This window comes from Pannus brasiliensis CCIBt3594 (assembly GCF_036688125.1).
GTDB lineage: Bacteria > Cyanobacteriota > Cyanobacteriia > Cyanobacteriales > Microcystaceae > Pannus > Pannus brasiliensis.
This window is the reverse complement of sequence record NZ_JBAFSM010000069.1, coordinates 1-23,516: the sequence shown is the minus strand read 5'-3', so window position 1 is coordinate 23,516 and position 23,516 is coordinate 1. Positions and strand designations below refer to the sequence as shown.

Annotated in this window: 24 protein-coding genes; 9 read left to right on the top strand and 15 right to left on the bottom strand. The window is 51.6% G+C overall.

Annotated features, from left to right (window positions below):
• The first annotated feature begins 118 nt into the window (after positions 1-118).
• Positions 119-592, top strand: a complete 474-nt coding sequence (locus V0288_RS22795; protein ID WP_332867485.1) for a hypothetical protein — start codon at positions 119-121, stop codon at positions 590-592.
• A gap of 319 nt (positions 593-911) precedes the next feature.
• Here V0288_RS22795 and V0288_RS22790 read toward each other — a convergent pair whose 3' ends face one another.
• From V0288_RS22790 to V0288_RS22760, 7 genes are all read right to left on the bottom strand, one after another.
• The gene (locus V0288_RS22790) at positions 912-1,670 is read right to left on the bottom strand and encodes a helix-turn-helix domain-containing protein (protein WP_332867484.1); all 759 of its coding nucleotides are present in this window, start codon (positions 1,668-1,670) and stop codon (positions 912-914) included.
• Positions 1,651-2,445: a pseudouridine synthase gene (locus tag V0288_RS22785; RefSeq protein WP_332867483.1), complete on the bottom strand. Its 795-nt coding sequence runs from the start codon at positions 2,443-2,445 to the stop codon at positions 1,651-1,653. Before V0288_RS22785 ends, V0288_RS22790 begins: the two co-directional genes overlap by 20 nt.
• A 203-nt stretch (positions 2,446-2,648) precedes the next feature.
• Positions 2,649-2,924, bottom strand: coding sequence for a MoaD/ThiS family protein (locus V0288_RS22780; protein ID WP_332867482.1), 276 nt, complete (start codon positions 2,922-2,924; stop codon positions 2,649-2,651).
• 165 nt (positions 2,925-3,089) lie between these two features.
• A complete protein-coding gene (thrC, locus tag V0288_RS22775) occupies positions 3,090-4,394 on the bottom strand; it encodes a threonine synthase (protein WP_332867481.1) in 1,305 nt (434 codons plus the stop codon).
• 106 nt (positions 4,395-4,500) lie between these two features.
• Positions 4,501-5,133: an acetoacetate decarboxylase family protein gene (locus V0288_RS22770; RefSeq protein ID WP_332867480.1), complete on the bottom strand. Its 633-nt coding sequence runs from the start codon at positions 5,131-5,133 to the stop codon at positions 4,501-4,503.
• A 179-nt stretch (positions 5,134-5,312) separates the two neighbouring features.
• Positions 5,313-5,708: a type II toxin-antitoxin system death-on-curing family toxin gene (locus tag V0288_RS22765; RefSeq protein ID WP_332867479.1), complete on the bottom strand. Its 396-nt coding sequence runs from the start codon at positions 5,706-5,708 to the stop codon at positions 5,313-5,315.
• Positions 5,695-5,886, bottom strand: a complete 192-nt coding sequence (locus tag V0288_RS22760) for a hypothetical protein (RefSeq protein ID WP_332867478.1) — start codon at positions 5,884-5,886, stop codon at positions 5,695-5,697. Before V0288_RS22760 ends, V0288_RS22765 begins: the two co-directional genes overlap by 14 nt.
• A 60-nt stretch (positions 5,887-5,946) precedes the next feature.
• On the opposite strand from V0288_RS22760, the gene V0288_RS22755 reads away from it, so the two are divergent.
• Positions 5,947-6,714, top strand: coding sequence for a class I SAM-dependent methyltransferase (locus V0288_RS22755; RefSeq protein ID WP_332867477.1), 768 nt, complete (start codon positions 5,947-5,949; stop codon positions 6,712-6,714).
• A gap of 37 nt (positions 6,715-6,751) precedes the next feature.
• Positions 6,752-7,531 carry an Rpn family recombination-promoting nuclease/putative transposase gene (locus tag V0288_RS22750; RefSeq protein ID WP_332867476.1) on the top strand — a complete coding sequence of 260 codons (780 nt, stop codon included), beginning with the start codon at positions 6,752-6,754 and terminating at the stop codon, positions 7,529-7,531.
• Here V0288_RS22750 and V0288_RS22745 read toward each other — a convergent pair.
• A complete protein-coding gene (locus V0288_RS22745) occupies positions 7,528-9,234 on the bottom strand; it encodes a potassium channel family protein (protein ID WP_332867475.1) in 1,707 nt (568 codons plus the stop codon). The genes V0288_RS22750 and V0288_RS22745 overlap by 4 nt on opposite strands.
• Before the next feature lie 67 nt (positions 9,235-9,301).
• A complete protein-coding gene (locus V0288_RS22740; RefSeq protein WP_332867474.1) occupies positions 9,302-9,838 on the bottom strand; it encodes a M23 family metallopeptidase in 537 nt (178 codons plus the stop codon).
• Between the two features lie 373 nt (positions 9,839-10,211).
• On the opposite strand from V0288_RS22740, the gene V0288_RS22735 reads away from it, so the two are divergent.
• On the top strand, positions 10,212-11,429 hold the full coding sequence (locus V0288_RS22735) for an adenylate/guanylate cyclase domain-containing protein (protein WP_332867473.1): 1,218 nt from the start codon (positions 10,212-10,214) through the stop codon (positions 11,427-11,429).
• Positions 11,430-11,663: 234 nt separating this feature from the next.
• On the opposite strand, the gene V0288_RS22730 is transcribed toward V0288_RS22735, so the two are convergent.
• Positions 11,664-11,825, bottom strand: a complete 162-nt coding sequence (locus tag V0288_RS22730) for a hypothetical protein (RefSeq protein ID WP_332867472.1) — start codon at positions 11,823-11,825, stop codon at positions 11,664-11,666.
• Between the two features lie 31 nt (positions 11,826-11,856).
• Here V0288_RS22730 and V0288_RS22725 point away from each other — a divergent pair, with 31 nt between their 5' ends.
• The 3 genes from V0288_RS22725 to V0288_RS22715 all read left to right on the top strand — a co-directional run bounded on the left by V0288_RS22725 (position 11,857) and on the right by V0288_RS22715 (position 14,263).
• A complete protein-coding gene (locus V0288_RS22725; RefSeq protein WP_332867471.1) occupies positions 11,857-12,105 on the top strand; it encodes a hypothetical protein in 249 nt (82 codons plus the stop codon).
• A 74-nt stretch (positions 12,106-12,179) separates the two neighbouring features.
• A complete protein-coding gene (gene accC / locus V0288_RS22720; RefSeq protein ID WP_332867470.1) occupies positions 12,180-13,526 on the top strand; it encodes an acetyl-CoA carboxylase biotin carboxylase subunit in 1,347 nt (448 codons plus the stop codon).
• A 161-nt stretch (positions 13,527-13,687) separates the two neighbouring features.
• Positions 13,688-14,263 (top strand): Uma2 family endonuclease, encoded by a 576-nt coding sequence (locus V0288_RS22715; protein WP_332867469.1) that lies wholly within the window; start codon positions 13,688-13,690, stop codon positions 14,261-14,263.
• A 134-nt stretch (positions 14,264-14,397) separates the two neighbouring features.
• Here the strand turns inward: V0288_RS22715 and uvrC are convergent, their stop codons facing one another.
• Positions 14,398-16,275, bottom strand: coding sequence for an excinuclease ABC subunit UvrC (gene uvrC, locus V0288_RS22710; protein WP_332867468.1), 1,878 nt, complete (start codon positions 16,273-16,275; stop codon positions 14,398-14,400).
• A 112-nt stretch (positions 16,276-16,387) separates the two neighbouring features.
• Positions 16,388-16,708 carry a DUF3155 domain-containing protein gene (locus V0288_RS22705; RefSeq protein WP_332867467.1) on the bottom strand — a complete coding sequence of 107 codons (321 nt, stop codon included), beginning with the start codon at positions 16,706-16,708 and terminating at the stop codon, positions 16,388-16,390.
• 365 nt (positions 16,709-17,073) lie between these two features.
• Between V0288_RS22705 and V0288_RS22700 the strand changes: the two genes are divergently transcribed.
• Positions 17,074-18,324 carry a GAF domain-containing sensor histidine kinase gene (locus V0288_RS22700; RefSeq protein WP_332867466.1) on the top strand — a complete coding sequence of 417 codons (1,251 nt, stop codon included), beginning with the start codon at positions 17,074-17,076 and terminating at the stop codon, positions 18,322-18,324.
• A gap of 291 nt (positions 18,325-18,615) precedes the next feature.
• On the opposite strand, the gene V0288_RS22695 is transcribed toward V0288_RS22700, so the two are convergent.
• Together V0288_RS22695 and V0288_RS22690 are read right to left on the bottom strand one after the other, a co-directional pair.
• On the bottom strand, positions 18,616-18,780 hold the full coding sequence (locus V0288_RS22695; protein ID WP_332867465.1) for a hypothetical protein: 165 nt from the start codon (positions 18,778-18,780) through the stop codon (positions 18,616-18,618).
• Positions 18,781-19,611: 831 nt separating this feature from the next.
• Entirely contained in the window at positions 19,612-21,936 is a 2,325-nt protein-coding gene (locus tag V0288_RS22690) for an ATP-dependent helicase (RefSeq protein ID WP_332867464.1), read from the bottom strand.
• Between the two features lie 74 nt (positions 21,937-22,010).
• Here V0288_RS22690 and V0288_RS22685 point away from each other — a divergent pair, with 74 nt between their 5' ends.
• On the top strand, positions 22,011-22,919 hold the full coding sequence (locus V0288_RS22685; RefSeq protein WP_332867463.1) for a DNA adenine methylase: 909 nt from the start codon (positions 22,011-22,013) through the stop codon (positions 22,917-22,919).
• Positions 22,920-22,995: 76 nt separating this feature from the next.
• Here V0288_RS22685 and V0288_RS22680 read toward each other — a convergent pair.
• On the bottom strand, positions 22,996-23,516 hold a 521-nt coding region (locus V0288_RS22680), incomplete at its 5' end, for a hypothetical protein (protein WP_332867462.1).

The following is a 23,516-nucleotide window of genomic DNA, read 5'->3' as shown; positions in this document are numbered from 1 at the left end:
TAATTGGTTCGCACACTGTTGCTACTGTACCTCATCTATCTGAGAAAGGCTGTATAATATTATTGATGGCGGTCAAGAGATAAAAAACTATTCATTTGTTGATTCAAAAAATGAACTATTGATTCAGGCTTCAGATATTTTCGTTGGCTTAATGGGCAAATTTAGCACTTATATCAATACCCATTCGAGAGAGGAAATAGTAAGAGATTTAGATCTTTTGAATGAGGATCAATCGAGAAATCTTGATTCTCTTCTAGAACTGATAGAAAAATCTGATAATAAGAACGCTGGATTTTTAGCTCGGACAGATAGTTACGAAGAATTGACAAAATTTAGTTTAATATATGAAAAAATTAATTTTATAAAAATTGTAGAAAAAACAAACAAAAAGATTGAAGATAAATCTCAATGTCTTGTATGCAAGATCACAAATTCCGAAATAGATAAAATAGATGATTCTGATATTCATGACATAGTTATAAGGCTAACTTCTAATCTGTGTTTCAATCACATGATAGGATATTTAGAATCTAGGAAGTTTGGTCAATTAACAGGAAAAGATTTATTAAGATCACTGAAGCAATATGATTAAGGAGACCGAAACTTGAGAGTTTTAGTGCGATCGCCGCTCTTGTAGGTTGGGTTGACGCGAGGAAACCCAACAACTCGCTCGAACCGACCCGCATTTATTATACGCTTTTGTCGCTCGATGCTGATTTCGTGGTGTCGGGTTTCGTTCCTAACCGGTTGTTTATAAAGACTTTGAGAGTCTACCGTTAGGGAGCGATCGCTCCTCCGACGGAAGAATCGTGTTTTTCTCGATTAAAAATTTCGTCTATTATTACAGCCTTTCTCGAAAAAGAGATAAACGCCGGCGATCGGGCCGGCGTTCGATCGAATTCCCGTTATCTCTATCGGTTCGCGGTGTAGGTGACTTCTTGCACCTTGCCGGGTTCGCCGAGTTTCTTGGCATCCGCGTTATTCACCGCGATATAGACCCCGCCCGCATTGCCGGCCCGGACGGTTAACGCCTTATCCGCCTGCCAGACGCGCTGGGTTCCCCGACCTAATAACCCCTCGAATTCCGTTTTTCCGTCAGCGACCACCCTGATCCAGCAGTCCTCTTTCGCTTTGATCTCGACCACCACTTGCCCCGAGGCCGGCGCGTTGGTGGCGACCGGCCGGACGGGATTCGATCGAGTCCTAGCCTGTTCGATCGGTAACGAGGGAGGGGGTAAACGATTCGATTGCAGGGCGGATTTTTCCAACACCCGCGAGACGGCCTGCACCGAACCGATCACCAGCAACAGATAGAGAAAATACAGATGAATCGGACGAATATGGATATCCGGCAATAAGCGGGGGATCTTGGGAAGTTTGCGGGAAAATCCCTCCCCGGTCGGAAAGCGTCGGGAAATTTCCTCGCCATCGATCGAGAGATAATTGGCGAACCGGCTAATTAACCAGCGTACCGTCACCGGTTCGGGCAAACTGTCCAGATCTCCCGCCTCGATCGCCTCCAGAAAACGGAGGGGGATCGAGGTTTCCCGCGCGATCGTGTCGAGGGAGATCCCCCGACTATCGCGAACCTCCCGCAAACGCGCGCCGATTTCCGCTAATTTTCCCCGTTGTCTCGTCCGGGGATCGAGTTTAGATTGAATGAGAAACATGGTGGCTAACCGTCGAGGGCTTTTCCCTACTAGCTACAGTAATTTGTTTTTTTAAATAGTTCAATTCGCCGGGCGAAAGAAAACGGTAATGCCCCGAAGGGAGAGGATTCGCCGAGTTCAATCGGATACGACCGATCGCGCTCCGATGAAGTTTCAGCACGTTGAATCCTAACGCGTTCGCGACCCGCCGGATCTGTCGATTCCTGCCCTCTACCAGCACTACCTCGACTAAAGCGCGGTGTTCGGTAGTTTCGAGGAGACGTACCCGCGCGGGTAACGTTTTTTTTCCGTCCAGCAAGATGCCTTCCCGCCAACGCTGTAAATCGGACTCGTCCGGACAGCGATCGAGCCAAACCTCGTAGGTTTTCGGCAGGTGATAGCGGGGATGCGTGAGAGTGAGAGTGAGTTCACCGTCGTTGGTGAGTAATAACGCCCCGGTCGTGTTCATATCCAGACGACCAACCGGATGCAGTCCCGATTCATGACGGAGAGATTCGGGTAAAAGATCGAGAACGGTCGGCCGATTTCGCGGGTCGTGACAGGTCGAGACAATTCCGAGAGGCTTATTAATCAGTATATACAAAGATTCCGGACGGTTCGCGGGTTCGATTTTTTTACCGTCTACTTCCAGTCGATCGATCTCCGGGTCGGCTTTATCCCCGAGTTGGACGATCTTACCGTTCGATCGCACCCGGCCCGCCAAGATCAACTCTTCCGCCCCCCGTCGGGAGGCGATACCCCAGCGCGCCAGGATTTTCTGTATTCGTTCCACCATTCTCGCTCACACGCCACGTTTTCGGATAGCGGCCGGCGGATTTTTCGCCGGGCGCGATCGCCTTTTCGACCGACACGATGCTATCACTATTATAGTTACGGGTTGATCGTGCCGATTCTTTTTCACAAAAAAACCCGGAAAAGAAAGGTAAACTTCTCCGGGATATCCATATCAATTGACGGAAAGCCAAACTTGTCGCGGGATTAACCCCCGGCTACGGCGGGAACGATACTCACTTCATCCCCTTTGTTCAGCGGGGTTTTCACTCCATCTAAGAAGCGAATATCTTCACTATTGACGTAAATATTTAAAAATCGGCGGGGTTCTCCCTGTTCATCGCGCAGACGACCTTTCATGTCGGGGCAGGCTATTTCCAAGGCATCGATCAACTCGGCGACCGTACCGCCACCACACTCGATCGTGGCTTGGTTCGCGGTGTATTTTTGCAGGGGAGTAGGGATAAGGATTTTAACTGACATGGTTACTGAATGGATCGGTTTGAGATAGAAGATGGGGGGATGGGGGAGGTGAGGGGGGTGAGGGAGATGGGGAATATTAATTTCCTGTCTCCTGCCTCTTGGTTTCTGGTGGATTACGCTTCGCTAATCCACCCTACGGTCTCTTGCCTCCCGCCTTTTGCCTCCTTAAACGAGGACTTGTTGCCATTCGAGGCGTTCTAGGGTGCGGGAACGCTCTAGGGCGCGCTCGAAGCTGTCTAGTTTCGGTTCGATGAGGAGGGGTTCGCCGATGTAGCCTTGAACCGCTTCTTGGGTTTTTAAACCGTTACCGGTGATGTAGACGACGGTGGTTTCTTCGGGATCGATCTTGCCGGCCTCGACGAGTTTTTTCAAAACGGCGATCGTCGTTCCCCCGGCGGTTTCGGTGAAGATCCCTTCCGTTTCCGCCAGCAGTTTGATCCCCTCGATAATTTCCGCGTCGGTGACGGATTCGATGTTCCCGTTGGTTTTCCGGGCGATTTCCAGCGCGTAGATGCCGTCGGCGGGATTGCCGATCGCGATCGATTTGGCGATCGTGTCCGGCTTCACGGGGGCGACGAAATCCCGTCCCTCTTGAAACGCTTTGGCGATGGGGGAACAGCCTTCCGCTTGCGCGCCGCTAAAACGCACGTCTTTTCCTTCCACCAAGCCCACTTTCACGAATTCTTGGAAGCCTTTATAGATCTTGGTGAACAGGGAACCGGACGCGAGCGGGGCGACGATGTGATCGGGAAGTTTCCAACCCAACTGTTCGGCGACTTCAAAGCCCAGGGTTTTGGAACCTTCGGAGTAGTAGGGACGGAGGTTAATATTCACGAAACCCCAGCCGTAGGTGTTGCCCACTTCCGAACAGAGACGGTTCACCTGATCGTAATTGCCTTTCACCGCCATCACCGTCGGGTTATAGATTAACGTGCCGAGAACTTTCCCCGCTTCTAAATCGGCGGGAATGAACACGCAACAGTCTAAACCGGCGTGGGCGGCGATAGCGGCGGTAGAATTGGCGAGATTTCCGGTACTGGCGCAGGAAACGGTGGTAAAACCGAGTTCGCGGGCGCGGGTAAGGGCGACGGAGACCACTCTATCTTTGAAGCTGAGAGTGGGCATATTTACCGCGTCGTTTTTGATGTAGAGGTTTTTTAGCCCCAGACGACGGGCGAGACGGTTGGATTTGACGAGGGGAGTCATTCCGGTTCCGACATCGATCGGGTTCTCGCTCTCGACGGGAAGGAAGGAACGATAGCGCCAGATGGAATTCGGCCCGGCTTGAATGCTCTCGCGGGTGACGGTACGACGGATCAGGTCGTAATCGTAATCGACTTCCAGGGGCGCGAAGGTTTCCTCGCAAATATTCAGCGCTTTGAGCGGGTAGGAGGTTCCCCCTTCTTTAGAAACCAGTCGGGTGAAGGTGGGGGTGAACTTCCGCGTTTGGAGGTCGGTGGCTAGAGTCATGATTTTTTTCCGTCTTTCCGTCAATTGATGAGTGCATCGTATCAAGCTCGAAAATCGTTGTCAAATATACCCGACTAAAAAAGTCGGGTATAAAATTACACTAGAATTACGAGATGATACGGGGGGATAAGGCGGTTAACGCTAGATCGTCTAGTCGGGCGTTTATTAGACTCCGACCGATTTTAAGGTCGTGAAAGGGGCTATTAACGGGAATTTCAATTTCGCTCGCGACTAAGCTGATTTTCGCTTTGAATCTCGCGTTGAAGGATAGCCAGTTATTATTGAGGTGACTTAAACAGGTTCCCTCTAGGGAAGGCCGCCACCAGGTTTCGAGCGGAACGGGGAGCGATCGAACCGAGAAATTACAGAGAGGATGTTCTTGTTGAGAAATGTTAATTTCTCGCTCGCTCCAGCGAAATTCGGCCATTTCCTTGGGGAGTCCCCAGATCTCGCGTCCCCCGCGTACCGAGTCCTCGTTATCGACGTAGATATGGGATATCCAACCACCGATACGCTCTCGATAGCGGACGAAAGCGGGCGCGATAATGAGTTCGTTGTATTCTAAAACCGATCCGGGACGATAGGAAGCGATGTAAATCCCTCCTAGGGTGTAATTCGGGAAAAACGAGACGATTTCTAGGCCGGGAGGGATAAAGGGACGGGCTTTTTCGATCTCGATCGCGTGGAGGCTGAAAAACGCGATTCCTTGTAAATTCCAGGGAGAAGGAGGATAGGACATAAGCGCTGTAGGGGAGCCAGGAGTCAGGAGGCAGGAGGTAGTAGGCAGGAGGCAGAACAATAGAAAAGGAAGATTTTACAGACTCCAAAAGTCCGCGGGATCGATCGACCGAGAGAATACTGTTTTTATCGCCCGATCGAATGGAAAATTCGTGTATCTAGAGAGGGAATCGATCGCTTTCAATCTAACGGTTCGATCGATTCTTCTAAATACTCGATTAATTCCGCCTTATCGAGTCCTCTCTCGACGACTCGCAGAACTAAATTGTAAGCTGACTCATTATCTAGGTTCAAACGATAACAATTCAGCCGTAAAAACGTGTCCATCACCGCGAAAGCCGTCCTCTTATTGCCATCGATAAAGGGGTGATTCATCGCGATATGGTAGAGATAAGCGGCGGCCTGTTCGGCAATTGTCGGATGGAGTAATTCGCCACCGAAAGTCATCCGAGGTTGAGCGAGAGCGGATTCTAGTAAACCGCGGTCTCTCACGCCCTGACTACCGCCGAAACGCTCGATTTGACGCTCGTGGATTTTTAAAACAACAGATTCGCTTAAAAATTTAGGAATTGGCAAGACGACGGTATACCTCCTCTCTCTCTTTTTCGGATTCTAGATAAGCTTGCCATGTTTCCTCTTCTCCGGCTTCGAGAGGTTGGCTATCGGCAAGGGATCGCGAGAAGGCGAGAACTTTTTCTAGGCTCTCTTCGGGAAGTCGATCGAGTTCTTGGAGGATCTGTTCTTTAATCGTCATACAATTCTCGTTAGCTTATCCCGATTGTATCGTTTCTTCCTCTATTCAAAAGTTACAAAGATGGAAAATCAATGGAATACGAGTCTTTACGACCGCGAACACGGTTTCGTCGCCGAATACGGTCGATCGCTACTGGAAATCCTAGCGGCGCGACGGGGGGAAACCATTCTCGATCTCGGTTGCGGTACGGGACATTTAACGGCGGAAATCGCTAATAAAGAGGCGAAAGTTATCGGGATCGATGCTTCCGGAGAGATGATCGGGACGGCGCGCCGGAATTATCCCGATCTTTGCTTTGAAGTGGCGGACGCGCGCGATTTTATAGTAGAGGAACCCGTGGACGCGGTTTTTTCTAACGCGACCCTTCACTGGATTGTAGAGCCGGATCGGGCGATCGATCGAGTCTACCGCGCCTTAAAACCGGAAGGGCGTTTCGTGGCGGAATTCGGGGGTAAGGGGAACGTGGGATCGATCGTGGACGCGGTGAAGGAAATTTTAGAGAAAAAAGGTTATTCCCTGGCGTTTCCCTGGTATTTCCCCAGTATCGGCGAGTACGCGGGACGGCTGGAGGCGAGGGGATTCGAGGTGATGGGGGCGCGTTTGTTCGATCGACCGACCCCGCTAGAGAATGGGAAAGAAGGATTGAAAAATTGGTTACGGATGTTCGCGAATGGTTGGTTATCGCCGTTATCGATCGAGGAAAGAGAGCGGGTGATGGAAGAGGTGGAAATTATTTTGAAACCGAAATTGTTTCGGGGGGATGGTTGGAGCGCCGATTACCGTCGTTTACAGATTATCGCCCGACGGGAGGATCGAGAAGTATCCTGAAAGGTAAGCCACTTCCCGCGCGGGGAAACTCGATCGAATGTACGACAATATCTGCAAGTTTATCGCCGAACAATTTCCCGAGGATCTCGCGGGTTGGTTACTCGGTCGATCGATCTCTCTAAGCGAACTGAGTCCCGCGGAACTTTTCGTCGAACCGATCCGCGCCGATTCCCTGATTCTCCTCGCCGAAGATGACTCGATTTTACACCTAGAATTCCAAACCTCGCCCGATCGGGAAATTCCCTTTCGGATGACCGATTACCGTTTGCGAATCTATCGCCGTTTTCCCGAAAAATCGGTGTCTCAGGTGGTTATCTATCTCAAACCGAGTCGCTCGGCCCTGGTTTATCAGAATGCTTTCGAGTTAAGCCGTACCCTTCACGAATTCGATGTCATCCGTCTTTGGGAACAACCGACAGAAATCTTTTTCCAATCGATCGGCTTGTTGCCCTTCGCGGTGTTGAGTCGCACCGATAAGCCCGATGAAGTATTAGCGCGCGCGGGCCGGGCGATCGAGAATCTACCCGATCGAGCCACCCGAAGCAATCTGGCCGCGTGTACGGAAATTCTCGCGGGGTTAGTATTAAAAAAGGAAATGATCCAGAGGGTACTGAGGGAGGAAATCGTGCGCGAGTCGGTAATCTATCAGGAGATTTTACAACAGGGTATCGAACGCGGTATCGAACAGGGTATCGAACAGGGTATCGAACAGGTGGCCTTAAACCTATTACGGGAGGGAATGGCGATCGAACAGGTGGCGCGATTGACCGGTTTATCCGTGGAACGGGTTCAACAGCTTCGGACAGTTTTGGATTAATCCGTAACCGGGGACGAGTCTAGGAAGAGGTTCGATCGAGTTTTCCAGAGTTGTTCCAGACGAGTGGCCGGCATGGTCAGATAGAGAACATCCCCTTCCCCGAGGAGGAGATCGAGTAACGCCCAGCCGTGAACGGTATTTCCCCGTCGTTCCAGGTAAAGCGGCACGAAATCGGCTACCATCGCCGCTTCTTTGAGAATTCGATCGTGAAAGGGGTGATTCGGGGTGATTAACGTGGCGAGGGCGACCCAGAGAAGATCGTCGGTCATGCCGTTGCCGAGAATCCGACCCCCCAGCGCGGCCGCGGCGAAGGAATAGGCGGCCAGTTCCCTCGGACAGAGTACCGCGTCGAACTCGAAAACCTCCTGGATCGATCGCCCGAGTTGTTCTTCGCCGGAACGGACGATCAGGGTTAATTTCGGGGCGATTTCCTTGGCTGTCAGGCCGATTTCCACGTTTACCATATCCTCGCTCGTTACCACGATCAGGGATTCCGCGTTCTTCAGATTGGCGGCCGCGAGGGTATCGGGCAGACGGGCATCCTCGATAATCACGGGAATTCCCAACGATCGAACGGTGTGTAAGAATCGGTTCTCGGGATCGGATTCGATCGCCACCACCTCGCACCCGTTCGCGTGGAGTTGTCGGATAATCTTCGTGCCGACCCCCCCCAACCCGCAGACGATATGATGATCCCGCGCCGGAATCCGGGTCGCGTCCCAAAACTGTTTGAAACGACTGCCAAGGATGAAATCGTTCAAAAGAGCGTAACAGATGCCGATCACGCCCGCGCCGACGATCATCATGATGACGGTGAACAATTTCACGCCATCGGGGGTGGATTCGGCCACTTTTTCGTTCCCTCCCGCCCCCGTGATCATGCCCACGGAAAAATACAGCGCGTCCACGAGAGAGACTTTCTTATTGACGCTGATATAGGTGAGGGTGGCGATGCCGATCATCGTCAGCAGGGAGAGGGCGACGAGAATCACCGGCCGCGCGTAATGTTGATAGGGACGGAAATTCAGTAAACGCTTGAAAAATCGCCTCGGATAAAAGCGTCGTCTTACCCGGGCGTTCGGTCTCGTGCCGATAATTAGATGATCGCCGGTTTGCAGGCGTTTTCCCAGGATGACCGCGGAAACGAGATCGAGTTCGTCGCGCGCGGGGAGGTAGTAAATCAGCATCCGCGCGGGATCGTCCCAGAGTTCGTAGAGGGGGAGTCCGTGCCAGGGATGATTTTCGTCGATAATAACTTCTTGAATCGGCCAGGTTCGATCGAAAAGATGTAACTGACCGATCGCTTTATTTCCTCTAGCCGCGAAGGAAAAAATCGGCGCGGCCAGCGCGGAAACGCTCATACTGAAGTGATCGGGTAGGGTGCGATCGAGTCTTTCCCCTAGCGTCTCGTTAAACAGTCGATCGATCACCCGGACGCGGGGGTTAATCGGGCGCGAGCGGGTTAAAATCTCTAGATTGAGCGCGTCGTCATCGTGGGCGAGAACGAGGGTTTCCGCTTCCGGTAAGCCCGCTTTTATCAGGGTGACGGGGGAACGGGGATCGCCGATAATAATTTCGTCCGGGTCCGCCGAGGGGATCGGTCGATCGCTGATGCCGACCACGGCCGCGCCTTGTTGTTTCAGTAAACAGAAGATTTTATAGCCGGTGCGACCCAAGCCGCAGACGATAATTCGAGGTTTCATCGATCGAGCGCGCCCTACGAGAAACTTTCACTTGTAGCATTTCTCGATCGGGAAATCCGTGTCGGAATTAACTATTTCCCGACGGAAGGGAGCCGTACATCGCGTTCAACACTAACGCGGGATCGACGTACTGACCGCTATATTTCAACCCCCAATGCAGGTGCGGCCCGGTGGTGCGTCCCGTCATTCCCACCCGCGCCATCCGCGCCCCGGCGGGGATCTCCTGACCGACCGCGAGAATAATTCCCCCGTCTCGATCGACCAGAAAAGTCCCGCGATTATCCGAGACCACGTATCCCATCAGATGACAGTAAATGTGCGTCCACTGTCCCGATTGAACCTGGATCATCGTGCCGCAGGCCGTATTATCCGATAATTCCACGATCTGCCCCGCCCACCAGTTGCGAATGTAACTACCCATCGGGGCGGCCATATCTAGCCCGTAGTGAAACTGTTGACGACCATCGACCGGCGAGGCCCGATACCCGAATCCGGAGGTGTAGGCTTGAAAGTTCTCGACGGGGAAAGACGCGCCCGCCCAGGCGTTTTGGGCTTGTGCCGGGGTGAACCGAGCGATCCCCGCGCAGAGTAAAACGATCGACAAGCCCGCGATCGCTATCCGAAAGAATCGGGAACGGAAATTTTTTCCAAGTCGGCGAAACGGTCGATCGATCATCTGTATTCCCCCACACCCGTGAACACTCGCGTCTGTCTACTCCTCTAGAGTACCCGGAGTTCGAGAAAAAAACAACAGGGTGAGCGGGAGAGACGCGGCAAGGGGATTTCCGTGATCTTGCGGATTTTTAGAAAGTTGAAAAAACGAATTTCCGTGAAAACACGCGAATGTATGACTTTATTGATTTGTCCAGTTTATCTTGAAGGATTTTACTCGGTTTTTCCTAAAATGGTTATGGTAGAACTAAATTTATCGACTCGATCGACCCTTCTACTCACCGATCCTTTCCTCCGAACCGCAAATGACTGTCGAATCCCTCGATTTTCGATCGGGCGAACGTCGAGATCGGGGTTCGTCCCTATCCCCGTTCCCGGTTTCCGTAGCGTCTATCCTGCGGGAGATGATGGCGGCGGTCGCCGGGATGTTAGGGGCGACCTTCGCGGTCCTCCGCGGTTCGGGATCTCGCGCTTCGGATCTCTGTCTGGTGTACGAAAAGACCGAATCCGGCTTTCCGATCGAATTTTTCGCGGCCACTCTCCGCGATACCTCTGTCCCGATCGCCCTATCGGAAACGGACGATTTACCGCCGATCGCGCGGGAAATGGGCATTACCGCAACTCTGCTCGTCCCCTGTTCCCATCGCGGGGAATTACTTGCGGTTTTCGCTTTCCATCACCACCATCGCCCCCACCGCTGGACGGAGGAAGAGATCCGGGTCGCCACCGCGATGGCCGGGGGAGCGGCCTGGACGCTCTCGATCGCCCTCCAGCAGTCATCCCTGTTTTCGAGACCTCAACCGCAAATTTTCTCTATACAACAAAACGAAGAAAAAGTCAAGGGGATTACGGATTATTTAACAGAGTCGGTCTTAAAACGGCTGTTACCGGCATCGCTCGTCGATCGGATAGCGGCGGGGGAAATCACCTTAGATTTACGCCCGGAACCGCGGGAATTGACCGTTCTCTTTAGCGATATCGTCGGTTTTACGCCGCTCTCGATCCGGTTGGGGCCGCGGGCGATCGCCACCCTGCTCAACGAGTATCTAGAAACGATGACGCGGGCGGTTTTCGAGTCGGGGGGGACGGTGGATAAATTCATGGGAGACGCGATCCTCGTTTTGTTCGGCGCGCCGGAAACGGTAGCGGTAGAGGAACAGGTGAGGAGAGCGATCGCCACCGCCCGCGCCATGCACCGTTCTCTCGACGGATTGAATGAAAAATGGAGAGAGCGGGGGATAATCGGCGGGGATGTTCCGGCGGTGCGATTCCGGTGCGGTATCCATACCGGAAGCGCGATCGTCGGGATGTTCGGGGGAAATCAGCGATCGGACTACACGGCGATCGGCCCGACGGTGAATTTCGCCTCCCGCTTGCAGGAGGCCGCCCCGGCGAACACGATTCTCGTCTCGGGAGCGATCGCCCGTTATCTGGATAAACGGGAGATTACCAAGATAGAATCGCTAAAATTGAAAGGAATCGACGAGGAAATCCTCACCTATTCCGTCTCGATCGTCGGGTGAGGGAGATGGGGGAGATGGGGAGGTGAGGGAGATGGGGGAGGTGAAGGGGATGAGGGAGGTGAGGGAGACAAATCTTGTTTTCCGCAGGAGGTCGAATTTAGCGCGCGTTCTTCGAGAAACGCTTTAATAGGAGATGGTAGGCTTTTCTTGATCTTTCTAGGAGACTTCTTGCAGGATTCCTCTTTGAAATTCTAAAAGCGATAAAAAATGACAATTTAAAAAGACAAATGGGTTTTAAATGGGATTTTCGGAAGTTATATTCTTGATTAACCCTCCTGCCTCCTGCCTCCTGCCTCCTGCCTCCTGCCTCCTGCCTCCTGTCTCCTGCCTCCTGCCTCCTGCCTCCTGCCTCCTGCCTCCTGCCTCCTGTCTCCTGCCTCCTGACTCCCCGACCACACGACAATTTTTAGATTCCGAACAGATGTCTATGGAAGCTTTCAGCCCGTTCCCTCCCGACTGGACGAAGAATGCCGTTCACTCCCTGACTTTTCGCTGTCCGTGTTGCGGGGCCGGGCCGAGAGAGGCGAAATCGGTGTGGATCAACCGCCGCGCCCCGGTGATGGGCGAGGATTACCGACGGAAATGGCAGGAATTCTATCTCTGCGATCGAGATCGAGCGTGGTGGGGATGGAGTAGCGATCGACCCCCCTCCGAGGTTAACCGACCGAAGGAATGAACATTCGAGCGCCAAAACAGATATTCTACTAAATAGTCGCCTTTCATTCGGGCCTTAATCCGGCTGTCGTCACAATGCAGTTTTCCAAGATCCTGATCGCCAATCGCGGGGAAATCGCCTTAAGAATCTTACATAGTTGCGAGGAATTGGGGATCGGAACCGTCGCCGTTCACTCGACCATCGATCGTCACGCGCTTCACGTCCAGTTAGCCGATGAGAGCGTTTGTATCGGCCCGCCGCCGAGCGGGAAAAGTTATCTCAATATTCCCAATATTATCGCCGCCGCCCTGACCCGCAACGCCACCGCGATTCACCCCGGCTACGGATTTCTCGCGGAAAATGCCCGTTTCGCCGAAATCTGCGCCGATCACCAGTTAACCTTTATCGGCCCCTCCCCGGCCGCTATCCTGGCGATGGGGGACAAATCCACGGCGAAGAAAACCATGCAGAAAGCCGGGGTTCCCACCATTCCCGGTAGCGGTGGACTGATTACCTCGGAAGCGGAGGCCCGACGCATCGCCGACGAGATCGGTTATCCCGTGTTGATTAAAGCGACCGCGGGGGGAGGCGGCCGGGGAATGCGTTTAGTACGAGCCGTCGATGAACTGCCGGATCTGCTGAAAGCGGCGCAGGGAGAGGCGGAAGCGGCTTTCGGCAATCCGGGTGTCTATCTGGAAAAATACATCGAGTGTCCCCGTCACATCGAGTTTCAGATTCTCGCCGATAGTCATGGCAACGTCATCCATTTAGGGGAAAGGGATTGTTCGATCCAGCGACGACACCAGAAACTACTCGAAGAAGCGCCCAGTCCCTTTTTAACCCCGCGATTACGGGCGAGAATGGGAGCGGCCGCGGTAAAAGCGGCGAAATCGATCCATTATGTCGGCGTGGGAACGGTAGAGTTTCTGGTCGATAAAAACGGCGATTTTTATTTCATGGAGATGAACACCCGTATTCAGGTGGAACATCCCGTCACGGAGATGATCACGGGGCTAGATCTAGTGAGCGAGCAGATTCGGGTGGCGCAGGGCGAAAAATTGCGAATTACCCAAGATCAGGTGATGTTACGCGGTCACTCGATCGAGTGTCGGATCAACGCCGAAGATCCCGATCGCAATTTCCGCCCCCACCCCGGTAAAATTAGCGCCTATCTTCCCCCTGGCGGCCCCGGTGTGCGGATGGATTCCCACGTTTACACCGATTACGAGATTCCCCCCTATTACGATTCGTTAATCGGCAAGTTAATCGTCTGGGGAGAGAATCGGGAAACGGCGATCAAACGGATGAAACGCGCCCTCCGGGAATGCGCCATCACGGGTGTCCCCACGACGATTAATTTCCATCAGAGAATTCTCGAAACCCCGGCTTTCCTCGCGGGAGATGTGTACACGAATTTCATTCAAGAACATTTATTACCGTGAGATAGGAGTCAGGAGGCAGGAGGAAAGAGTTAAGTTCGCGCTCGATTCTCGAAATTTTTAGAAACTTTTTGTTGGCGCGGGGGATTTTTTCTTGTCCTCGCGCTGGATTTTTAGGAACGCGTTACCATGAAAGTTAAACAAGGGACGAGGGGAGGTACGAGATGATGACACCTCTAGAGCTAAAATTCGATTCTTTTCAACTGACTGACGAGCAATTCTTTCAACTCTGTCAGGATAATCGAGATTTACGAATGGAACGCAACGCCAAGGGAGATTTAATCATTATGCCGCCGACAGGAGGGGAGACGGGAAGTTCTAACGCGGGTCTTACCGCTCAATTATGGGTATGGAATAATGTTACTAAACTAGGGAAAGTCTTTGATTCTTCTACTGGATTTAAACTACCCGATGGCGCGGATCGATCGCCCGATGCCTCGTGGATACCGATCGAGAAATGGAACGCCTTAACCGATCGAGAAAAAGAACGATTCTTACCCTTATGTCCCGATTTCGTTGTTGAATTAATGTCTCCGAGTGATGAGTTAGAAACTACCCGCCAGAAAATGCGAGAGTATCTAGAAAACGGTTCGCGATTAGGGTGGTTATTGAATCGAAAAACTAAACAAGTAGAAATTTACAGACCGGGAAAAGCGGTAGAGATTTTAGAAAATCCAGAGACTTTATCGGGAGAAACGATTTTACCCGATTTTATTTTACACCTCGATTCGATCTGGTAAGTGATTTTTCGGAGAAGGCGATATATTGTAGGGGCGCAAGGCTTGCGCCCGCTCTCGTCCCCTCGCACCCGCTCACGCCCCCAAGCGAAACCGCGATTTTATCGCGACTGATCGAACGGATTTCGGATCAAAAACTAACTCGGATGAAAATAGGTATAGATCTCCCGAGCCATCTGTTCGCCGATACCGGATACCTGTTGTAATTGCTCGATCGATGCCTCGCGGATATAGTCCACGGAATGGAAATGCGCGAGTAATTCTTTCTGACGCTTGAACCCCAGACCGGGGATCTCGTCGAGACGGGAACGACGGCTTTTCCGCGTTCTCTGGTGACGGTGGAAACTGACCGCGAAACGGTGCGCTTCATCGCGTACCCGTCGCAATAATTGCACCCCCGGTTGTTCCGCGTCCGTCGGTAACGGTTCCGATTCTCCGGGTAGAAAAATCTCCTCCCGTTGTTTCGCCAAACTGACGACTTTAACCTGTTCTAATAAATTCATTTCCTGTAAAACCGCCACCACCGCGGATAATTGCCCCTTTCCCCCGTCGATCATCACCAGATCTGGGAAATCCTCGCTTTCTGGGGCTTTATCGGGATTGTCCGCGTAACGACGGAAACGACGACCGATCACCTCGGCTAAACTGGCGAAGTCGTCCGAGTGACCGATTTTCACCTCTGGGTTTTTAATGTTGTAGTGACGGTAGTGTTGGTTCGCGGGTACACCGTCGAGGAAAACGACTCCCGACGCGACCGCGTTCGATCCCTGAAGGTGCGAGATGTCGTATCCCTCGATCCGGTGGGGAATATCGGGTAAATCGAGGATTTCCGCCAGATCTTGCAGGGATCGGACATCTCGATCGAGCGCGCGTTTCGTCCGCTCCAGTTCGTAACTCGCGTTCCGTTCCACCATCGCCAGTAACTCCGCTTTTTCCTGACGTTGGGGTACGGTTAAGCGCACTTTCCGCCCTTTTTTCTCGCTTAACCACTCGGCTAACACGTCCGCTTCCGGTAGCTCGTGCTGGAGTAGGATCTCGCCGGGAATCTCCACCCCGTCTACCTGTAGGTAATGTTCCTCTAAAACCCTCTGGAGGATTTCCCCCTTGGTGGCCGATTCCGCGTCGGCAAAGAAGCCCAACCGTCCCACCAACCGACCGGCGCGGGTTTGAAACAGTTGTATACAACAGTGGCGATCGTCGCTGGCGAGGGCGATCGCGTCGCGGGAAACGGTATCATCGGGTAGGGAAACTTTCTGATCGGCGTTGAGGCTTTCTAAGGCTTTAATCTGGTCGCGGAGGGTGGCCGCTCTCTCGAAATCGAGCGCTCCGGCGGCCTCGCTCATGCGATCGCTCAATTGTTCCAATAATTCCCCCGTCCGTCCCTGAAAGACCATCGCCACTTTCTGCATGGTTTGCCGGTACTCTTCCGGGGAGATTAACTGTTGACAGACACCGGGACAGCGACCGATCGAGTAATTTAGACAGGGACGGTCTTTAAATAGCGGTTTGGGACGCTGACGCAAAGGGAAAGCGCGTTTGATCATCTTTAGGGTCTCGTGTAGGAGACGGGTATCGACGTAGGGCCCGTAATAGCGGTCTTTCCGATTATCGACGCGACGCTTGCGGGTGATGAAGACGCGGGGATAGGTTTCCGACCAGGTGATGCAGACGTAGGGATATTTTTTATCGTCCTTGAGAAGAACGTTAAAGTGGGGTTGGTGTTGTTTGATCAGGTTCGCTTCGAGCGCGAGGGATTCCGCTTCCGTATCGGTGACGATAAACTCGATCTCGGCTACCTGTCGCACCATGAGCGCGATACGCGGACTCAGGGGTTGCATTTCGCGGAAATACGATCGCACCCTCGATCGCAGTTTTTTCGATTTGCCAATATAGAGAATGTCCCCGTTCGCGTCCCGCATGAAGTAGACACCGGGTTCCGCGGGAATTTCTCGGAGACGGCTTTCGAGGCGCTCGGGATCTCGGACGAGGCTGGTAGTTAGGGACTCACCGACCATGTTTTCAGTGTTTTCACGGAGATATTTCTATTGTAAAGCGATCGAAAAAAAACTCGCGGCCTCGAAAAGCGCGCGAGTTCACCTTGCATGATATGATCTAAAGTCTTGTCAGCTATTTTGATGCCGCTACCGCGGTTTTCACGGGTTGCGGTTGTGGTTGTAGGTCGCGCAAGCTTGGGAATAGAAAATGATTTTCTTCCACGTATTGCGCTCCGAACAACCCTTTTTCCGCCCAGAAGTAGCGATCCGTCGTGTGTTCGTTGCGTTTAACGACCAACAATGCCGGGGGACTAATTCCGAGAGCTTGAATATATTTTCGCGCCGCGGTCACGGGTTTATCTTCGCCGCTTTCAATACTATACTGGGGTACAAGTTCAAGTATTTTTCGTCCTTCTTGACGACGGCGACTTTTACGTTTCCGTTTTCTGGCCAACCCAATTACCTCCTGTTTCGGCTAATCGCTGTAATGATAGTTACAAAAGCCGTAGCGATTATATCTGGTTTCACTAAGGAAATCAAGCCTCTCCCATCGGGAAGATGACGGAGGGGTTCGGCTAGGAGCCAATCCCGGACTACTTTTACAATTTCGTTACAAAAACATACCCGTAAAGTTCTGATACAAATCTTAGCAATCATTAACTTTTCTTAACATACGGGGATAAAAAGCAGACTGGAGGGTGGGTTGGCGAAGCGGTTCCCACCAAGAGGCAAGAGAATAGGTGAAAGGATTAAAAATAGTCTTTTCCCTTTCCCCCTTTCCCCTTTCCCCGAAAAACTCCCCATCTCCCTCATCTCTCTATGACCTCATCCTTCCCTCTCCTCGGTTCACCCAGTCCGGACTTTATCGCTCTGTGCCAAGCGCAGGTCGATATCCTGACCGAGCAGATGGAGGCGGATCGATGCGCGATCTACCTGACGCAACCTCGATCGAGCGAACTGATCCCGATCGTCGTGTACCCGGCCGTCGTGCCGCGGGAAGAGAAGCCCCGCTCGCTGAATCCGGCGGGAGAAAAAACGGAACGCTTACCCCCGGTGAAACTGGAAGATATCCCGACGATCTGGACGGGAAGCGATCGAGACCGGCTGATCTTACCGCTGATGTACGAGGATCAGATGGTGGGGTTACTGGTGACGGGACGGGATAATCGCCGTTGGGGGAACGAGGAACTGGCGCGGGTGGATAAGATCGCCCGTACTCTGGCGATCGCCTGTCTGATGGATCGCCGACAACAGTGGTACGAGCGGCGGTGGAACGAGGAACGCTACCGGAGAACGTGGGAGCGGGAGAGATTGGACGTTTTTCTGCATCAGGTGCGGAACCCGCTCACCGCGTTGAAAACCTTCGGGAAATTGCTGTTAAAAAGGTTATTACCGGATGACGCGAACTCGGCGGCGATCGCGGGGATTTTACGGGAAAGCGATCGGGTGCGGGATCTGATCGCGGAGTTCGAGGCGGATATCGACCACGAGGAGCCGGAAACGGTGGATATCGAGCGGATTGATGGACAGGATTCGCCTACCGCGTTTTTACTTCCCTCGATCGAGTCGGAATTAGATAGTATTAATCCGTTAGAAATTCTCGATCCGCTGATCCTCTCCGCTACCGAAGTGGCCCGCGAGCGAGGGATTCGTTTAGAAACCGATTTTCCCGATACTATCTCGAAGGTGCGGGCGAATACCGCGGGTTTACGGGAAGTATTGAGTAATTTAATCGATAACGCGCTGAAATATACACCGAAAGGAGGATGCGTGGAGGTGAGCGGGCGGGAGATCGCGGACGGGGTAGAAATCGAGGTGAGCGATACGGGGTACGGGATTCCGGAGGAGGATCGATCGAATCTTTTCCGGCGCCACTATCGCGGGGTACAGGCAAAGGGGGAGATTCCGGGGACGGGTTTGGGTTTGGCGATCGCGAAGGAGTTGATCGAGAGAATGGGGGGTTCGATCGATTTTACCAGTCCGAATCCGCGGAATAGTGACGATAAATATCCGGGGACGGTGTTTCGGGTACGCTTACAGGGGGAGTCGGGAGATCGATCGAACGGTTGAGAAATCGTAAATTATAGATTCCTGTCGCTCGATCGATAATGTAGTTTAACTCCAGTGACAGAACAAATTGTTCTAGTCGGTATTCGCTCAATGCTCAGGCCAAACTCGACCTCTCGGAGAAAGATCTTCATGCGGGACTTGCCCATATTGGTTGTATGGGGATACAATGGTAGTTGAAATGTCTGGAGCTTCCAGTATGGCTCGACATCAATGGAATCTCTAGTTATTCTGTTCGGTAACTTACCTTTTAGAAAACTAGAGATCCCTACCGTTTAGCGAACTGCGGCTAGGTTAGAAAGCCCAGAGCAAAACGTAATAACACTCAGGAAAAGGCGTTGGCGGGACTTTATAGCCCTTGAACAGGTTTTTCGGGGTAAGAATGAGTTCACCCCACGGGGTGACGGCGATATACAACCCCGATACCGAGCAGATTTCGCCAGGTTTTGTTGTAGTCATAGATTTTTTAGTTTTTGGTTTATGTAGTGGGAATGTCCGCGAGGATCGTTCCCGCTCTTCTCTTAATTGTAATACTCATCTAGTAAATCGCCAAGGAATTTTTCCTAATTCGTCTCGAACGATTTGTCGTGGGTCTGGCGAGATGGTTCGGACAAACAAATGTTTGTTCACTAGAGTTCAACGTCAAGGTGTTCATTCGCCCACTTTTATCCTAGCTCCCTTATATATCAAGGCTTTTCAGCTTGACAAATTTTTGTTGACGCTCATTTTTCAGATTGATTGTATGATACAAATGTCTATTATCCGAGATACATTATCTCGATTGAATAACACTACTATTTGGTAGTTCATATAAACTAATGCAATCTAAAGCCATTCCTAGATAAGGCTTGTATATGTTAAGTGCGATTAAAAAAAAGTAAAATACATCGATTAGTACAGATTGACACCGATCGTCAGCCTATCTCGACAATCGTTATCTACTTACTCAATCTTTGAAAAGATAGTATATCTGATCTATATGGTTCGTCTATTCGCTTTGGCCTAAAAAAAAAATTGCTCGAACTCGCCATTGGAGATCGATCGGTGCTTGCCCGCACTATATTGTGTCTTTGTGGCGCGTATGAGCGCGATGATTGTACACGATCACGCGCATCGATGTATATTTCAATGATAAATATCGATTAATACACGAGAAAATTTGAATTTCTAAAAATATTTCTCGTTTTAAAATTCTATTCCCCTCTTACTCCTCCTGGCTCTTGAATACTGGCTCCTATCTCCTCCTGACTCCTGAATTCTGGCTCCTGTCTCCCGTCTCCCCGTTAACCTCTAATTCCCGCGAGAATTCATCACCGCGTCGGGAAAGGCTTTGATTAGCGCGGGGATTACCGGACAGGGGGTTTTTTCCTGGAGTTGGATGTTTTGATCCTCGCGGAAGGTATTCCAGCGGAAGGGGGCTTTTTTCTCGCTCGATAGCCATAACAGGCGTTTCGCCCGCGTCATCGCCACGTAGAGTAGACGATACTCCTCGGCTTTCTTTAATTGTCCCGCTTCCTCCCACGCTTGAAGGGGTGGCGGGATCGCGGGAATTCGATCGGGATCGAGATAGCGATGGTGTACGATCGATCGAATCTGCGCGCGCGCGACTTCCGCGAGGGTGAAATCGCCGAGAAATTTCGCGCCGACGGGAACCCACGGTTTCCCCGGTAAAATATCCTCGTGGAGAAAGGGAACGAAAACGTAGTCCCAATCCAAACCCTTCGCCTTGTGCATGGTGATAATGGTAAGCTGTCCGGGACGGGTGTAGCGATCGTCGGTATCCTCTTCCACCCCCTCGAAACGCTCGGAAACGATGAGATTATTCAACGCGTCGATCGTGCTGGAAATCGAGCTATTTCCCGCGGTTTCTTGATGGATTCTCGCCGTGAGTTTCTGAAGTGTCGCCAACTCCGAACCCGTGTATTTCAGCGTCATCGCGAAAAAGAGGGGGAGTTGATAGTGGGGCAATTCCAGACGCGCTTTTAATAAACCACAGCAGTAACGACGGGCGCTCTCGTCCTCCGGCTTGTGTTCGGGATCTAGGGGAGTGGGATAAAGGAATTGTTCGGGATAGGTGACGAGGGGGTTCAAGTCGCGCGCGCCGATGAGATCGCGATCTTGCAGGACTTCTAAGGCTCCTTTGAGATTATCCGGGGAATGGGGGCGATCGACAAAGCGGAGGAGTTTATACATCTCGTCGGGAATCTTCGAGAAGCGATCGATCTCGTTCGCCTCGAACACGCGAATTTGATGATATTTCGCCAGATGCGCCAGTTTTCGGGCGAGAAAATTTCCCTGCCGGTTCTCCCGCACGAGGATCGCGGCGTTATGTTTCGGATTCTCGGTTAATAATTCGATCGCTCTCTTTTGAATTAAATCTACACTTCGATAGATGTCGTCGGGTTGGTAGATTTCTAAGCCCTTGCCGGTGGGGAGGGGATTCGGTTGGGGATCATCGGGCGCGACGGGACGGATATCCTGTACCCGGAAAGGCGCGTCGGTGATTTTTTCGGTGTTTTTTCCGCCTCTCCAGTCTCGATCGACCCATTTTAGGACGAAATTCGCCGCCTCGATAATGCTAGGGCTACTACGTCCGGCGCGATCCATCGTGGCGAGATTTCCCGACGGCTGGCAACTCTCGCAAAACCAGTTAAAATACACGGGATCGGCCGGGGTAAAGGTAGAATTGATCGCTTGGTTGGGATCGCCTACTCGGATGAGATTGGGAACCGCGCCATCGTCGTTACCGGCGAGAATGGTGATTAATCTTTCCTGTAGGGGGCTGGAATCCTGCGCCTCGTCCTCGAATACGCCGAAAACTTTCGATCGCCAATCCTGCCGCAGTTTTTCATCCTCTAACACCCGCAGGGCGGCGAGAATCATATCATCGTAATCGATAAAGTTTTTCGCGTCCATCAACCGCTCGTACTGTTCGTATAACCCCGCGGCGATGGCGAGAATCTGGTAACTGTCCGCCGCGTGTTCGCCGACTTCGCGCACCTGTAGCGGCGATAATCCAGAGCTTTTCGCCTCGCGGATGACGGTATGGGCGAGATTCGGCAGGATTTCGGTTCTTAGCACCGATTGGCGGCGTAAGCGCTCGGTTTCTTCCCCGTCGAATTGGAATCCTTCTAGGAGTTTTTGATAGCGGATCGGTTCGCTCGCCATCCAGCGCTCGACACTGGTGCGGATGATACTATGACCGGGGGACGGGATAATGAGGGTGGAGGATTCGAGGTTGAGTCCGGAGAGGTTGGGGTTACGGGTAGCCAGTTGTAGGGCGAGTCCGTGGAGGGTTTGGACGCTGAAGCCGTTGAGGGGGAGTTGTAATTCTTTGAGACGCGCGCGGATTTTGGTTTTGATGCTGGCGGCGGCCGATCGGGTGTAGGTAACGATGATAAGCTGTTTTCTGGCGTGGAGTTGGTGACGGGCGATGGCGATAGCGGCGGCTACGGCTAAACTATGGGATTTTCCCGCCCCCGGAACCGCGGAAATGGCCATTTTTCCCCCCTGCCAATCGGCGAGATCTCGCTGTCCGGGGCGTAATTGTCGCCGCAAGTCGGCGAGTAGGGTTTCTCGATCGATCGTCTGGTTCGCGGGTAATATGGATGTCATCCCTGCACGCTTGTTCGCTGGCTAGTTCAAGAGTATTATTAGTGTAGCGCGTTTCTCTACTATTTTTCTTGCGAATGTCGATTTCTCCCCCGAAAACCGCCCCGAAACCGTTTTTAAAATGGGCGGGAGGTAAAGCGCAATTAATCCCGGATATTCTCGCGTTAATCGAGGCTCGATCTGTCGGGTGGCGAGAATTTACCTATATCGAGCCTTTCGTCGGCGCGGGGGCGATTCTGTTCGCGGTACTCGATCGCTTTCCCAATCTTAGCAAGGTGGTGATCAATGATGTCAATCCCGTGTTAGTCGATGCCTATAAAATCATCAAATCCGATCCCGAAAACTTGATCGAGGCTTTAGAAGGAATACAGGAAAAATATTACAGATTGCTGGATCTGGAGTCACAGAAAGAATTCTTTTTTGAAACGCGCGATCGATTTAACGCGCTCGATCCGTCGGACAAATTACCGAAAACCGCTCTCTTTCTCTTTTTGAATAAAACCTGTTTTAACGGCTTGTATCGGGTGAACCGTCAGGGTTTGTTTAACGTTCCTTTCGGCAAGTATAAAAGACCGACGATCTGCAATCGAGAGAATTTAATCGCCGTCCACCGGCATTTACAGAAAGTCGAGATCTTACAGGGCGATTTCAGTCAAACGTTATCGCGCGCGGAGGGGAATACTATCTTTTATTTCGATCCTCCCTATAAACCGATTAAAGTAACCTCCGCTTTTACCGCTTACGTGAAAGAAAATTTCGATGATAAGGAACAAATGCGGTTGAAAGAGTTTTGCGATCGAGTCCACGAGTCCGGTCATTTTTTTATCGTCAGTAACTCGGACGTGACCAATTTCGATCCGAGCGATCGTTTCTTCGATGAGTTATATCAAGATTATACGATTAAACGGGTGAAAGCGAGAAGGAATATCAATTCCAAAGCGGACGAAAGGGGAGAGATATTTGAACTATTAATCTCGAATTTTTAATCCCGTAGGGGCGCAAGCCTTGCGCCCCCTCGCGCCCCGAATCCCTCAAGCGAAAATCTATATTTATCTCGATCGATCAAACGGGTTCCGTATCATTTTCCGGTTTGCTTCTCGCGAGTTTCTTTACGATAAAAGAACCGATAGAATCATGAATTTTTTTAACCCAAATGCCATTTGTGAAGACTTGAACACCTTTCGCCAATAAATGTATAAACAAGAAAATATAGGCGAACAAGGCACTTAATACAAAAAAGTCCATCGTCTCGCCAAAGGGTAGGTATTGTGTGGGAATAATCGTTTCAATCATCCCCACGGCAAAAAGGATGGAACCGCTCAAAAAATTCCAGGTAAAGGCAGGGAAAATCCATAGAATAAACAGATAAATGCCAAATAAATACACGATAATATTCGTGGAGTTCGCTAGAATATTTTGAAAATAAGCGAGAACTTGAATGATTTCTTTACGCGAAAAAGTTTCCCACGTAATGCTTGGCCAGTGATAACCGGTCAGTACCGATGTTTTAATAACAATAAGGAAAACACCAGAAGTGTTGAACGATAGAAACAAAGCGATAAAAAAAGCCTCTAAAATGATAT